We start from the raw sequence: 14167 nt of genomic DNA, 5'->3' as shown, positions 1-14167 counted from the left end.
TTCCGAAATGACTGAGCGGCAGGTTAGCAAGTGTGGATGACAGCTCTATGCTGGCAGCCCCTTAAAACAAATATCCACGTTCATCTGCGCGGCTGCCGACAAATTGACCAAAGCATCCAGCGAAAGTTTGTCGATCTTGCCGGTGAGTACGTCGTTGAGGCGGGGCTGACTGATACCCAGTCTGTGGGCGGCTTCTTTTTTGAGAAAGCCCCCAGCCGCGGATGGTTTTGCACAGTTCCAACAACAGTTTTGAACGCAGCCGCATATTGGCGGCTTGCTGAGGGGTATCTTCCAACGCGTCCCAGACGGAGCTGAAACGTTCACCGTGAATGTTTTGATTTGTCATGGCTTAACCTATCTCCTGCAACCTGGCGCGAGCCAGTTCGATATCCCGCCCTATGGTTCTCATCGGCTTGCAATCACAAGGCTGTTCGCCCTGCTGCAAGAGGTCCAACTGAAAACCCACGGCCCTACGGGCATCGAGTGGGAACGCTTTGAGATCCTTGAGCGAGCTTCCTAAAAACACTACGTCCTTGTGCCTTGGCATTGGCCTCTCCTTTCCTGGAAAGAAAAAGCCTAATCGACGGTTCGGGCATAAGCGGTGGACGTTTGTTTCAAGGCATAGCAAAGGCTCGATAACGCTGAAGCGTTATCGAGAGACTATATCGAAACAGATATAAATCAAACCAGAAATGGGGAATCAGACAGCCGGTCGATTTCCGATATTCAGGCGCTTACGCACCCGGCACAAAATGCTTCTGCGCGGTGCCCCGTGCGATCAGGCGGGAGATGTAGTCGAGTTTCTGCGCGTCCTGGTCGATAAACCGGAAGGTCAGTTGCAGCCAATCGCTGTCGGGTTTGGGTTCGAAGGCGACGATTGCGTGCAGGTAGCCGTTGAGGCGCGCCACTTCGGCGTTGTCGCCTTGTTCCAGATCGAGCACGGCGCTTTCCAGTACCTGGGGCAACACGTCGCCGCGACGCACCACCAGCAGCGCTTCCTTGATACTCAATGCCTTGATCACGCATTGCTGGGTGCCGCTGGACAGGCGCAACTGGCCCTGACCACGGCCGGCAGCCGGCGCGGCAGCTGGCGCTTGAACCGGTGGGCTGTTGAGCAGGCCTTTGCTCGGGGCCGAAGCCACCGCCGCAACCGGGGCCGAACGCACGGCCTCAGGCTTGCCGCCGGTCAGGGCGCTCAGGGAATCGTTGCCGAACGCCGAGTTCATCTTGGTCGGTGCGCTGGCGACCAGCGCGTCGAGACGGCCAACCTTGTGCAGGGCCTGCTTGACCTTGTTCAGCAGTTGCTCGTTGGTGAACGGCTTGCTGACGTAACCGGAAACCCCGGCCTGGATGGCCTGGACCACGTTCTCTTTGTCGCCACGGCTGGTCACCATCACGAACGGCATGGCCTTGAGGTGCGGCTGCTCGCGGCACCAGGTCAACAGCTCCAGGCCGGACATCTCCGGCATTTCCCAGTCGCACAGCACCAGGTCGAAAGACTCGCGCATCAGGATGGTCTGGGCCTTCTTGCCATTCACCGCATCTTCAAGCTTGATCCCGGGGAAGTAGTTGCGCAGGCACTTCTTCACCAGGTCGCGGATAAACGAGGCGTCATCCACCACCAATACACTGACTTTACTCATCGACCCTTCATCCTATAAATACTTCGGCACGCAAAACGCCTGACTGATGGCATTTTGCCAAAACTCTGCAGTCACGTTCGGAATTTCTTTTACCCGATTCGCAAAAATTAAGGTGCCACAAACGAAAACGCCCGACCAAAGGCCGGGCGTTAATTTCTCGGGCAACTTACTTATCGTCAGGTTCGCCCAGAACATTAGGGGTTTGATCGGCCGAACCTTCAACTTCAGCCTTCATGCGCTTGAGGCCCATGTGCCGTACGTCGGTGCCGCGCACCAGGTAGATCACCAGTTCCGAGATATTGCGCGCGTGGTCGCCGATCCGCTCCAGCGAGCGCAGCACCCAGATAATGCTCAAGACCCTTGAGATAGAGCGCGGGTCTTCCATCATGTAGGTGGCCAGCTCACGCAGGGCGGTCTTGTACTCGCGGTCGATGACCTTGTCGTACTGCGCCACCGACAGCGCCAAATCGGCGTCGAAGCGCGCAAACGCGTCGAGGGCATCGCGCACCATGTTGCGCACCTGGTCGCCGATGTGACGCACCTCTACGTAGCCGCGCGGCGCCTCGCCCTCTTCGCACAGCTGGATGGCGCGGCGGGCGATCTTGGTGGCTTCGTCGCCGATGCGCTCCAGGTCGATCACCGACTTGGAGATGCTGATGATCAAACGCAAATCCGAGGCCGCCGGCTGGCGACGGGCGAGAATGCGCAGGCATTCTTCGTCGATGTTGCGTTCCATCTGGTTGATCTGGTCATCGATCTCACGCACTTGCTGGGCCAGGCCCGAATCGGCCTCGATCAGCGCGGTGACCGCATCGTTGACTTGCTTCTCCACCAGCCCGCCCATCGCCAGGAGGTGGCTGCGCACTTCCTCAAGCTCGGCGTTGAACTGCGCGGAGATGTGATGGGTAAGGCCTTCTTTGCTAATCATGTTGGCGTCCTTGGAGCGTCCGGTAAGGTGCGGAGAACCGCAGCGTCAGTGCAATCAGAACCACAGCTTCCTAGCCGTAGCGACCGGTGATGTAGTCTTCGGTCTGCTTCTTCGCCGGATTGGTGAACAGGGTATCGGTATCGCCGAATTCCACCAGTTTGCCCATGTACATGAACGCGGTGTAGTCGGAAACCCGCGCTGCTTGTTGCATGTTGTGGGTCACGATGACGATGGTGAACTTGGACTTGAGCTCGTAGATCAGCTCTTCGACTTTCAGGGTTGAGATCGGGTCCAGCGCCGAGCAGGGTTCGTCGAGCAGCAATACTTCCGGCTCTACCGCGATGGTACGGGCGATGACCAGACGCTGCTGCTGGCCGCCGGACAGGCCAAGGGCCGATTCGTGCAGGCGGTCCTTGACCTCATCCCACAGCGCCGCGCCTTTAAGGGCCCACTCGACGGCTTCATCGAGAATGCGCTTCTTGTTGATGCCCTGGATGCGCAGGCCATAGACCACGTTTTCGTAGATGGTCTTGGGGAACGGGTTCGGCTTCTGGAACACCATGCCCACCCGGCGACGCAGCTCGGCCACGTCTTCGCCCTTACGGTAGATGTTAGTGCCGTAGAGGTTGATGGCGCCGTCCACGCGGCAACCGTCCACCAGGTCGTTCATGCGGTTGAAGGTGCGCAGCAGCGTGGATTTACCGCAGCCCGACGGGCCGATAAACGCGGTCACGCGCTGCTTGGGGATATTCATGCTGACGTCGAACAGCGCCTGTTTTTCACCGTAGTACAGGCTCAGGCCCGGTACTTCGATGGCCACGGTTTCTTCGGCCAGGCTCAGGCTCTGCTTGTCGCGACCCAGGGCAGACATGTTGATGCCGTGGGAATGGGTTTCGTGTTGCATGGGATGCTCCCTGTGCTACCAATTCATTGTGTGAAACCGCCGCAGCGGTTGACTCAAATTCTGCGTATTACGCGGCCCCGTGCGGGAGGGGGCTTGCTCCCTCCCACATGGGGTCCAATTAACTGTCCAGCGCTTTGTATTTTTCGCGCAGGTGGTTACGAATCCACACCGCCGACAGGTTGAGCGTGGCGATCACCAGTACCAGCAACAACGCGGTGGCATAGACCAGCGGTCGTGCGGCTTCGACGTTGGGGCTCTGGAAGCCGACGTCATAGATATGGAAGCCCAGGTGCATGATCTTCTGGTCCAGGTGCAGGTACGGGTAGTTGCCGTCCAGCGGCAGCGACGGGGCCAGTTTCACCACGCCTACCAGCATCAGCGGCGCCACTTCACCGGCGGCACGGGCCACGGCGAGGATCATGCCGGTCATCATCGCCGGGCTGGCCATCGGCAGCACGATCTTCCACAGCGTTTCCGCCTTGGTCGCGCCCAGCGCCAGCGAACCTTCACGTACGGTGCGAGGAATCCGCGCCAGGCCTTCTTCGGTGGCCACGATCACCACCGGCACCGCCAGCAGCGCCAGGGTCAGCGACGCCCAGAGCAGGCCCGGGGTACCGAAAGTCGGCGCCGGCAGGGCTTCGGCGAAGAACAGGCGGTCAACCGAGCCACCCAATACATACACGAAGAAGCCCAGGCCGAACACGCCGTAGACGATGGCCGGTACGCCGGCCAGGTTGTTCACGGCAATACGGATGATGCGGGTCAGGGTGTTCTGCTTGGCGTATTCACGCAGATACACCGCAGCCAGTACACCAAACGGTGTCACGATCATCGCCATGATCAGGGTCATCATCACGGTGCCGAAGATGGCCGGGAAAATCCCGCCTTCAGTGTTGGCTTCCCGTGGGTCATCGCTCAAAAATTCCCAGACCTTGCTGAAGTAGAAGCCGATCTTAGTCATCGTGCCCATGGCGTTCGGCTGGTAAGCGTGCACCACTTTGCCGATGCCGATTTCCACTTCCTTGCCGTTGCCGTCACGGGCGGTCAGCGCGTCGCGGTTGAACTGGGCGTGCAGGTCGGCCAGGCGTGCTTCGATGTCCTGGTAGCGCGCGTTCAGCTCAGCACGGTCGGCATCCATATCGGCCTGGGCAGCGGCGTCGAGCTTGCCTTCCAGTTCCAGTTTGCGACCGTGCAGGCGGATGCGTTCCAGGCCGGCGTTGATCGCGCCGATATCGGTTTTTTCCAGGCTCTTGAGCTGCGCGGCCAGCTTGTTGACGCGCTCGACCCGGGCTTGCAGCTCCGGCCACGCGGCCTCGCCTTCAGCAATGACCTTGCCATCCTGCTTGACGTTGACCAGGGTGCCGTAGAAGTTGCCCCACTCACGACGCTCGATGGCCATCAACTGCACAGGCTTGGTCTGGTCCTTCAACCATTCGCCGACAATCCATGTGAAGTCGTTGCCGTTCAGGTCGCGGTTGCCGACCTTGATCAGCTCACGCGTCATGAATTCCGGACCTTGGTCCGGCACGGGCAGGCCCGCGCTTTTGAGGCGCTCGCGCGGCACTTCTTCCTTCTGCACCACTTCGCCGATGACGATATGGTTTTCCTGGCCCGGTACGTTGTAGTTGGCCTGGATCAGGTCAGCCGGCCAGAAGTGGCCCAAACCACGCACCGCAATCACAGCCAGCAAACCAATAGTCATGATGACCGCGATGGCCACCGCGCCACCGCTGATCCAGACGCCTGGGGCGCCGCTCTTGAACCATCCATTCAGGGAGTTCTGTTTCACAGACTTCTACCTTTCTTAAAGCGACGAGTATTTCTTGCGCAGACGCTGACGAATCAGCTCGGCGAGGGTGTTCATGATGAAGGTGAACAGCAGCAGCACCAGCGCCGAGAGGAACAGCACGCGGTAATGACTGCCGCCCACTTCCGACTCGGGCATTTCCACCGCGACGTTGGCCGCCAGAGTGCGCAGGCCTTCGAACAGGTTCATCTCCATCACCGGTGTGTTACCGGTGGCCATCAGCACGATCATGGTCTCGCCCACGGCGCGGCCCATGCCGATCATCAGCGCGGAGAAGATGCCCGGGCTGGCGGTCAGGATCACCACGCGAGTCATGGTCTGCCACGGCGTGGCGCCCAGGGCCAGGGAGCCCAGGGTCAGGCCGCGCGGCACGCTGAACACGGCGTCTTCGGCGATGGAGTAGATGTTCGGGATCACCGCAAAGCCCATGGCCAGGCCCACGACCAGGGCGTTGCGCTGGTCGTAGGTGATGCCCAGGTCGTGGGAGATCCACATGCGCATGTCACCGCCGAAGAACCAGGTTTCCAGGTACGGGCTCATGTACAGCGAAAGCCAGCCCACAAACAGGATCACCGGGATCAGGATCGCACTTTCCCAGCCATCGGGAACGCGCAGGCGCAGGGATTCAGGCAGGCGGCTGAACGCGAAACCGGCGACCAGGATGCCAATCGGCAACAGCATCAGCAGGCTGAATATCCCGGGTAAATGCCCTTCCACATACGGCGCCAGGAACAGGCCGGCGAAGAAGCCCAGGATCACGGTCGGCATGGCTTCCATCAGCTCGATCACCGGCTTGACCTTGCGGCGCAGGCTCGGAGCCATGAAGTAAGCGGTGTAGATCGCGGCGGCAACCGCCAGCGGCGCAGCCAGCAGCATGGCGTAGAACGCGGCCTTCAAGGTACCGAAGGTCAGCGGGGCCAGGCTCATTTTGGGTTCGAAGTCGGTGTTGGCGGCGGTCGACTGCCAGACGTACTTAGGCTCGTCGTAGTTTTCGTACCAGACCTTGCTCCACAGCGCGCTCCACGACACTTCCGGGTGCGGGTTGTCGAGCAGCAGCGGTTGCAGCTTGCCACCGGCTTCCACGATCACACGGTTGGCCCGTGGCGACAGGCCGAACACGCCCTGGCCATCGACCACCGGGTCTACCAGCAAGGTGCGGTGGGCGGTGCTGTGAAACACGCCGAATTTGCCGGAGGCATCGAGGGCGGTGAAGCCTTTGCGGCGCTCTTCAGCGGTGATTTCGACGATTGGCGCAGTGCCCATCTGGAACGTGCGAATCTGCTTCAGGCGCTGTTCGCCATCCGGGTCACGGGCCATGAACCATTGGGCCAGGCCACCTTTGGAGTTACCGACGATCAGCGAGATACCGCCCACCAGCTGGGTGCTGGCGGTGATTTCAGCGCTGCCGTCTTCCAACAGTTTGTAGCGACCGTTGAGGCTCTTGTCGCGCAGGCTGAATACGTCGGCCAGGGCTCGGCCGTTGACCACATACAACCACTGCTGGCGCGGGTCGATGAAGATCGCCTTTACCGGCTCGGTCATTTGCGGCAGCTCGACACGCTTCTGCTCGCTGGTGACTTCACCAGTCATCATGTTTTCTTCGCGGCTCAGGGTCAGCACGTTCAGGTACGAACCCGCCGAACCGGCCACCACCAGGGAGGTGTCGGTGGCATTGAGCGCTACGTGCTCCAACGGACGACCGGCCTCATCCAGCACAATCGGCGTTTCACCGTAGGGGTATTCAATCGCCGGGGTGATGGTCTTCTTGCCGTCCGGGTAGGACACCTTGTAGGTGTGGCGGAACACCAGCGACTGGCCATTGGACAAACCGAGGATGACCAGCGGGCTGCCCGGCTGGTCTTCCCCGATGGACGCCACGCGGCTACCGGCCGGCAGCGGCAGGTCGACGCGCTTGAGTTCGGCGCCGGTGTCGATGTCAAAGAACAGCGCCTGGCCCTTGTCGGAAACCCGCATGGCGACCTGGTTCTGTTCTTCGAGGGAGATCATCAACGGCTTGCCGGCATCCTGGATCCAGGCCGGGGTGAGCGCGTCTTCCTTGGTCAACGAGGCCCCTTGGAACAGCGGCGCGACCACGTAGGCGAGGAAGAAGAAGATCAGGGTGATAGCGCCGAGGACGGCAAGGCCGCCCACCAGCACGTACCAACGGGTCAGGCGGTCCTTGAGCGCGCGAATGCGGCGCTTGCGTTGCAGCTCAGGCGTATTGAAATCAATGCGCTTGGGAGGAGAAGTCGTCGTCATGGTGGAATTGGCCAGATCATTCATGCGCACACCCTAGCGATCCTGTATGACAGAAAGATGACAATGCAGTGACGCAAGAAATCCGCCGCGTAGCAGGGCTGGCAGCGGACTGAAAAATTAGGAGGCGAGGTCCAGGTCCTGCAGACCCGCCTTGACCTTGAGCCCGCGCAGATAGCCGGCTCAAGGCGGTTCTACCGGTGGCTTACTTGCCGCCTTCTTTCAAACCCAGGTCAGCCAGGGCCTTGGCGGCCACTTTGGCTGGCAGCGGGATGTAGCCGTCTTTCACGACAACTTCCTGGCCCTGTTTGGACAGCACCAGTTTCACGAACTCAGCTTCCAGCGGGGCCAGAGGCTTGTTCGGGGCTTTGTTGACGTAAACGTAGAGGAAGCGCGACAGCGGGTACTTGCCGTTCAGGGCGTTCTCTTCGGTATCTTCGATGAAGTCGGTGCTGCCTTTCTTGGCCAGGGCCACGGTCTTCACGCTTGCAGTCTTGTAGCCGATGCCCGAGTAACCGACGCCGTTCAGCGAAGAGCTGATCGACTGCACGACCGAAGCCGAGCCAGGTTGTTCGTTCACGTTAGGCTTGTAGTCGCCTTTGCACAGGGCTTCTTCTTTGAAGTAACCGTAGGTGCCGGATACCGAGTTACGACCGAACAATTGCACAGGCTTGTTGGCCAGGTCACCGGTCACACCCAGGTCGCCCCAGGTTTTTACGTCAGCTTTGCCACCGCACAGGCGAGTCGAGGAGAAGATCGCGTCGACTTGTTCCATGGTCAGGTGCTGGATCGGGTTGTCCTTGTGCACGAACACGGCCAGGGCATCCACGGCAACCGGGATAGCGGTTGGCTTGTAGCCGTACTTCTGCTCGAAGGCAGCCAGTTCGGTGTCCTTCATCTTGCGGCTCATCGGGCCCAGGTTAGAGGTGCCTTCCGTCAGCGCAGGTGGCGCGGTCGCCGAGCCGGCAGCCTGGATCTGGATGTTGACGTTCGGGTATTCCTTTTTGTAACCCTCAGCCCACAGGGTCATCAGGTTAGCCAGGGTATCGGAACCGACGCTGGACAAGTTGCCGGACACACCGGTGGTCTTAACGTAAGCCGGGATTGCCGGGTCAACACCAGCGGCCACCGCGTTGGCAGTCGCAACGCCAGCAGCGACAAAAGTCATTGCCGCCATCAAACGCTTCAGTTTCATGCCTTACTCCTAGCAGATAGGGATAGTTGGATCGGGGCCAAGTATCGGTAGGCCGTGTGAACACTCTATGTCCGGAATATGACAATTAGATGAAAGGCCAGCATTGGAAGAAAGGACAGAAGCGCGCGCAAAGGCGAGGAAACACGGGTTGATGCGCAGGTAACGCGATAATTTAGAAATACGCTGCAATCATTGAAGGAACATCTTGATTGCGGAGAGGGACTTGCTCCCTCTCCACAGGGGCATCGGGCCAGTGTTAACGCCCGCGCTTCCAAAGGTACCCACCCACCACGATCCCCATCACACATAGGGCCGCCACGTAGTAGGACGGGCCCATGGCGCTTTCCTTCATCAGCAGCGACACCGCGAGCGGCGTCAGCCCGCCGAACACGGCGTAGGCCACGTTGTAGGAAAACGACAGACCACTGAAACGCACCACCGGCGGGAAGGCCTTGACCATGACATACGGCACTACGCCGATGGTGCCGACAAACAGGCCGGTCAACGCGTACAGCGGAAAGAGCCAGTCGGGGTGGCTCAGAAGGCTGTGATAGAGCGTCCAGGACGTCGCCAGCAACAGCGCGCAACCGGCCGTGAGTACGCGGCCGGCCCCAAAACGGTCGGCCAACGCGCCGGAGGCGATGCAACCCAGGCTCAGGGTGACGATGGCCAGGCTGTTGGCTTGCAGCGCAACAGTCGGGCTGAAGTGGTAGACGGTTTGCAACACGGTAGGAGTCATCAAGATAACCACCACCACACCGGCCGACAGCAACCAGGTCAGTAGCATCGCCAGCACGATGGCGCCCCGGTGGTCACGCAGCACCGCGCGTAACGGCAACTCGGCGGCCAGGGTCTTGCGCTGCTGCATTTCGGCGAAGATCGGCGTTTCATGCAGCCAGCGGCGCAGGTACACCGACAGCAGGCCAAACACACCGCCGAGCAGGAACGGAATGCGCCAGGCGTAATCCGAGACCTGCTGCGGGCTATAAATAGTGTTGATGGCCGTGGCCACCAGCGAGCCCAGCAGGATCCCGGCGGTCAGGCCGCTGGTCAGGGTGCCGCAGGCGTAGCCGATGTGGCGCGGCGGTACGTGCTCAGAGACGAACACCCAGGCGCCCGGTACTTCGCCGCCAATCGCCGCGCCTTGGATGACGCGCATCAGCAGCAGCAGGATCGGCGCCCACAGGCCGATCTGAGCGTAGGTCGGCAGCAGGCCCATGATCAGGGTCGGCACGGCCATCATGAAGATGCTCAGGGTGAACATCTTCTTGCGGCCCAGAAGGTCGCCGAAGTGCGCCATGATGATGCCGCCCAGCGGGCGCGCCAGGTAACCGGCGGCGAAGATACCGAAGGTCTGCATCATGCGCAGCCATTCGGGCATGTCGGCCGGGAAAAACAGTTTTCCGACCACGGTGGCGAAAAACACGAAAATGATGAAATCATAAAACTCCAACGCCCCGCCCAAGGCAGACAGCGACAGGGTTTTATAGTCGTTGCGGGTCAGCGGGCGCGACGATTGCGCACTGCTTGCGGGCACGGAGGACATGGCAAGGCTTCTCTTATAGTAATCAGCGTAATAAAGACGGCACGCCCGTGATTGGCGGCGGGCTTGGCAAGATAGCAAATCGCTTGTAAAAGCACAGCGCCAGGAGAACAGTTGCTTGCAAAAGCCCCGATACAGCGTCTATTTACCGACCAAATGAGCCTCGGAAGGTCGTCGTGGCGCCAGGGTCCCGATATACTCGGCCCTTGCAAGCGCAGAACCCGCAGTCTTGAGGGGCTGCTGTGCCAAAACGTCGTTGGGTGCCATCCAGCCGATTTGGCAGAGCTTCCCTTTTTAGTACGCCTTACGAGAAACGCATCGAGCGGTGTAGGTTGGTGCTGAAACGTTTTTCTACAAGACGGCTATCCACTTGAAATACCCATGAAGCGTCACGGGTCAGAGGCCCCCCGGCATGATCGAACTCGAACAAGAAGACCCTATCCCGCAAGGCGATCTCGCCCTGCAAATCACCGCGCTCCCGCGTGAAACCAACGGCTTTGGCGATATCTTCGGCGGCTGGCTGGTGGCGCAGATGGACTTGGCCGGTACAGCCATGGCCAGCAAAGTCGCGGGTGGCCGCGTGGCGACCGTGGCCATTGATCGCATGGCGTTCCTGGTACCGGTAGCGGTGGGCGCGCAGCTGTCCTTTTATACCCAGGCCCTGGAAATCGGCCGCAGCTCGATCCAGATGATGGTCGAAGTGTGGAGCGACGACCCGTTGTCCAGCGAATGGCGCAAGGTGACCGAGGCGGTGTTTGTCTTCGTCGCCATCGACGGCAGCGGCCGTACACGTTCGGTACCGTCGCGCGCGCGTTAAACCTCGCCGGGTTTTGACGGTCCATTGCCCCATTGCCTGTCATTGAGAGTGCTGTGTATGCCTATGCCTCACGTTGAAACCGTGAAAATCGACGAGTTGGACTGCTGGCTCATCCACCACAACGGTGCCGAACTGAAGGTAGCCCAACAGGGCGCGCATATCTTCAGTTACCAGCGCGAGGGCGAGCAGCCGCTGATCTGGCCGAACCCTGAAGCGGTGTTCAAGAAAGGCAAGGGCATCCGCACCGGCGTACCGGTGTGCTGGCCGTGGTTTGGTGTGTTCGACCGCAACCCGCAAAGCGTGAAGGCAATGCGCCAAAGTGATCAGCCTGCGGGCGCGCACGGTTTCGTGCGTACCGCGATGTGGAGGCTGGTGGAGACCAAGATTGAAGGTCAAGCGCTGCGGGTGGAGCTGGAACTACCGGTCCCGGCCGGCGGCTTCCCCGGATGGCCTCATCAGGTCGACCTGAAGTTGAGCTTGTTACTGGACAGCCACCTGCATATCCGCCTGACCAGCCATAACCGTGGTGCCGACACCGTCACGCTCAGCCAGGCACTGCACACCTACTTCGCCGTGAGCGACGTACGCAACGTGCAGGTCGAGGGGCTGGACGGCACGACGTATATCGATACCGCAGATGGCTGGAGCGAGAAAATGCAATCGGGCCTGCTGCACTTCAGCGCCGAAACCGACCGCATCTACCTCAATACGCCCTCTGCTTTGCACATCGTCGATAAGGAGTGGCAGCGCCGCATTCAGCTCACCAGCCAAGGCTCGAAATCGACCGTGATCTGGAACCCCTGGACTGAACGCGCCAAGGCGTTTGACGACATGGCCGACGATGGCTGGCAGGGCATGCTGTGCATCGAGACCGCAAATGTGCTGGATGACGTGGTGGCCTTGGCTCCCGGCGAAAGCCACACCCTGGGCGTGAGCATCACCGCGATCGCCCTGTAGATAACGTTCTAACTGTGGGAGGGCAAGCCCCCTCCCACATTTGTTTTGCGCAAGAGCTTAGAGATCGGACTCCTTCACCACCCGCACTTTCCCCGCATCCAGCGCATACGCCGCGTCCGCCAGGTCGTTATTCACCTTCTCCACCTTCAACGTTCCCGTCACCCACAGCGGCGTGTAGATATCATCGAGCTTCAACCCCTTGGGATAACGCACCAGTACCAGTTGGTTAGGCGGCGGCGGCGGCACGTGGATGCATGCGCCGGGGTACGGCACCAGGAAGAACAACGTGCTGCGACCCTTCGCATCGGTCTCCAGCGGCACCGGGTAGCCGCCGATGCGGATGTTCTTACCGTTCATGGCCGCCACGGTCTTGGTCGAATACATCACCGCCGGCAAGCCTTTGCTCTGCTTCAGGCCGCCCTTATCGGTAAAGGTGCCTTGGGCTTCGGGGGAGTTGTGGTCGATTTCGGGCATGGCCTCGAGGGCTTTTTGGTCCGACAGCGGCATCAGGTCGAGCCAGTCGGTTTCCGGCAGTTCACCGGCGTGTGCCAGGCCACAGCCCAGCAGGAGAAGAGTTAACAGAAGACGGCGCATGGAGAGGCTCGGCAAGTACAAGTGCCGAGCATTCTAGCCCTCTGCGCCTGCGCAGCGCAGAGGACTTTTTCGGCTGATTACTTCTTTTTGATCAGACCGTAGATCACCAGCAACACAATGGCGCCTACCAGTGCACCGATGAAGCCTGCGCCTTGGCCGGCCTGGTAGATGCCCAGTGCCTGACCACCGTAGGTCGCCGCCAGGGAGCCGGCGATACCCAGCAGGATGGTCATGATCCAACCCATGCTGTCGTCGCCAGGCTTGAGGAAACGCGCGAGCAGACCGACGATCAAGCCGATAAAGATGGTTCCGATGATACCCATGGCATTTCCCTCTGATTAGTGTGAGCCATGCCAAAGCCTAGTCAGGCTTTGGCATCCTGCAATCAGAGGATGGCGGCGACCGAATGGTTCCCGCCATTGCCAGGCATATTATTGCTCGGCTATCAGCGCTTCGACCTTGAGGATCTGCGCCTGCAGCGTCGCGCGGTCCTTGCAACGCAGGTTGGCGTGGCCGACCTTGCGCCCGGCCTTGAAGGCCTTGCCGTAGTGGTGCACATGGCAATCGTCGATTGCCATCACCCGCTCAACCGGCGGCACCGAGCCGATGAAGTTGAGCATGGCGCTCTCGCCGACCTTGGCCGTGGAGCCCAGCGGCAAGCCCGCCACCGCCCGCAGGTGGTTTTCGAACTGGCTGCACTCGGCGCCTTCGGTGGTCCAGTGCCCGGAGTTGTGCACGCGCGGGGCGATTTCGTTGGCCTTGAGGCCACCGTCGACTTCAAAGAACTCGAACGCCATCACGCCGACGTAATCCAGTTGCTTGAGCACGCGGCTGGAATAGTCTTCGGCCAGGGCCTGCAACGGGTGATCGGTGCTGGCCACGGACAGCTTGAGGATGCCGTTGACATGCGTGTTGTGCACCAACGGGTAGAAGCGGATCTCACCATCACGGGCACGCACGGCGATCAGCGAGACTTCACCGGTGAACGGCACGAAGCCTTCCAGCAGACAGGCGACGCTGCCCAGCTCGGCGAAGGTGCCGGCCACATCAGCGGCGGTGCGCAGGACTTTCTGACCCTTGCCGTCGTAACCCAGGGTGCGGGTTTTCAGCACGGCCGGCAGGCCAATGCTGACGACGGCCGCGTCTAGGTCTGCCTGGGACTGGATGTCGGCGAAGGCCGGGGTCGGAATGCCCAGGTCCTTGAACATGCTCTTCTCGAACCAACGATCACGCGCGATGCGCAGGGCTTCGGCGCTCGGGTACACCGGCACGAACTGGGAGAGGAATGCGACGGTTTCGGCAGGGACACTTTCGAATTCGAAGGTCACCAGGTCGACTTCGTCGGCCAGTTGGCGCAAGTGGTCCGGGTCGCTGTAGTCAGCGCGCAGGTGTTCACCCAGGGCGGCCGCACAGGCGTCCGGCGCCGGGTCCAGGAAAGCGAAGTTCATCCCCAGCGGGGTTCCCGCCAGCGCCAGCATGCGGCCCAGTTGGCCGCCACCGATTACACCGATTTTCATCGTCAA

Annotated in this window: 12 protein-coding genes and 1 pseudogene; 2 read left to right on the top strand and 11 right to left on the bottom strand. The window is 60.6% G+C overall.

Annotated elements, in window-relative coordinates; all coding sequences use genetic code 11:
- Positions 1 to 45 precede the first annotated feature (45 nt).
- The 8 genes and pseudogenes from AB4O23_RS04555 to AB4O23_RS04520 all read right to left on the bottom strand — a co-directional run bounded on the left by AB4O23_RS04555 (position 46) and on the right by AB4O23_RS04520 (position 10279).
- A pseudogene (locus AB4O23_RS04555) lies at positions 46 to 346 on the bottom strand (helix-turn-helix domain-containing protein).
- Positions 347 to 734: 388 nt separating this feature from the next.
- Complete coding sequence (locus AB4O23_RS04550) at positions 735 to 1643, bottom strand: response regulator (protein ID WP_017528597.1); 909 nt, start codon at positions 1641 to 1643, stop codon at positions 735 to 737.
- Between the two features lie 166 nt (positions 1644 to 1809).
- The gene (gene phoU / locus AB4O23_RS04545; protein WP_135196225.1) at positions 1810 to 2571 is read right to left on the bottom strand and encodes a phosphate signaling complex protein PhoU; all 762 of its coding nucleotides are present in this window, start codon (positions 2569 to 2571) and stop codon (positions 1810 to 1812) included.
- A gap of 70 nt (positions 2572 to 2641) precedes the next feature.
- Positions 2642 to 3475 (bottom strand): phosphate ABC transporter ATP-binding protein PstB, encoded by an 834-nt coding sequence (gene pstB, locus AB4O23_RS04540; RefSeq protein WP_017528599.1) that lies wholly within the window; start codon positions 3473 to 3475, stop codon positions 2642 to 2644.
- A 118-nt stretch (positions 3476 to 3593) separates the two neighbouring features.
- The gene (gene pstA, locus AB4O23_RS04535) at positions 3594 to 5264 is read right to left on the bottom strand and encodes a phosphate ABC transporter permease PstA (protein WP_017528600.1); all 1671 of its coding nucleotides are present in this window, start codon (positions 5262 to 5264) and stop codon (positions 3594 to 3596) included.
- A gap of 15 nt (positions 5265 to 5279) precedes the next feature.
- Positions 5280 to 7313: an ABC transporter permease subunit gene (locus tag AB4O23_RS04530; protein ID WP_175404221.1), complete on the bottom strand. Its 2034-nt coding sequence runs from the start codon at positions 7311 to 7313 to the stop codon at positions 5280 to 5282.
- 430 nt (positions 7314 to 7743) lie between these two features.
- Positions 7744 to 8733: a phosphate ABC transporter substrate-binding protein PstS gene (locus AB4O23_RS04525; RefSeq protein ID WP_017528602.1), complete on the bottom strand. Its 990-nt coding sequence runs from the start codon at positions 8731 to 8733 to the stop codon at positions 7744 to 7746.
- Between the two features lie 256 nt (positions 8734 to 8989).
- Positions 8990 to 10279: an MFS transporter gene (locus AB4O23_RS04520; protein ID WP_460062409.1), complete on the bottom strand. Its 1290-nt coding sequence runs from the start codon at positions 10277 to 10279 to the stop codon at positions 8990 to 8992.
- A gap of 409 nt (positions 10280 to 10688) precedes the next feature.
- On the opposite strand from AB4O23_RS04520, the gene AB4O23_RS04515 reads away from it, so the two are divergent.
- Both AB4O23_RS04515 and AB4O23_RS04510 read left to right on the top strand, forming a co-directional pair.
- The gene (locus tag AB4O23_RS04515; RefSeq protein WP_003176975.1) at positions 10689 to 11093 is read left to right on the top strand and encodes an acyl-CoA thioesterase; all 405 of its coding nucleotides are present in this window, start codon (positions 10689 to 10691) and stop codon (positions 11091 to 11093) included.
- A gap of 57 nt (positions 11094 to 11150) precedes the next feature.
- The gene (locus tag AB4O23_RS04510; protein WP_017528604.1) at positions 11151 to 12050 is read left to right on the top strand and encodes a D-hexose-6-phosphate mutarotase; all 900 of its coding nucleotides are present in this window, start codon (positions 11151 to 11153) and stop codon (positions 12048 to 12050) included.
- A gap of 57 nt (positions 12051 to 12107) precedes the next feature.
- On the opposite strand, the gene AB4O23_RS04505 is transcribed toward AB4O23_RS04510, so the two are convergent.
- From AB4O23_RS04505 to AB4O23_RS04495, 3 genes are all read right to left on the bottom strand, one after another.
- Positions 12108 to 12644 carry a DUF3299 domain-containing protein gene (locus AB4O23_RS04505; RefSeq protein ID WP_017528605.1) on the bottom strand — a complete coding sequence of 179 codons (537 nt, stop codon included), beginning with the start codon at positions 12642 to 12644 and terminating at the stop codon, positions 12108 to 12110.
- A gap of 77 nt (positions 12645 to 12721) precedes the next feature.
- Positions 12722 to 12967, bottom strand: a complete 246-nt coding sequence (locus AB4O23_RS04500) for a GlsB/YeaQ/YmgE family stress response membrane protein (protein ID WP_005792540.1) — start codon at positions 12965 to 12967, stop codon at positions 12722 to 12724.
- 108 nt (positions 12968 to 13075) lie between these two features.
- Positions 13076 to 14161 (bottom strand): 5-(carboxyamino)imidazole ribonucleotide synthase, encoded by a 1086-nt coding sequence (locus tag AB4O23_RS04495; protein ID WP_017528606.1) that lies wholly within the window; start codon positions 14159 to 14161, stop codon positions 13076 to 13078.
- Between the last annotated feature and the right edge of the window lie 6 nt (positions 14162 to 14167).

Source organism: Pseudomonas sp. H2_A10 (assembly GCF_054680085.1).
The sequence above is the reverse complement of the archived record's forward strand: the minus strand, read 5'-3'. Positions and strand labels throughout refer to the sequence as shown.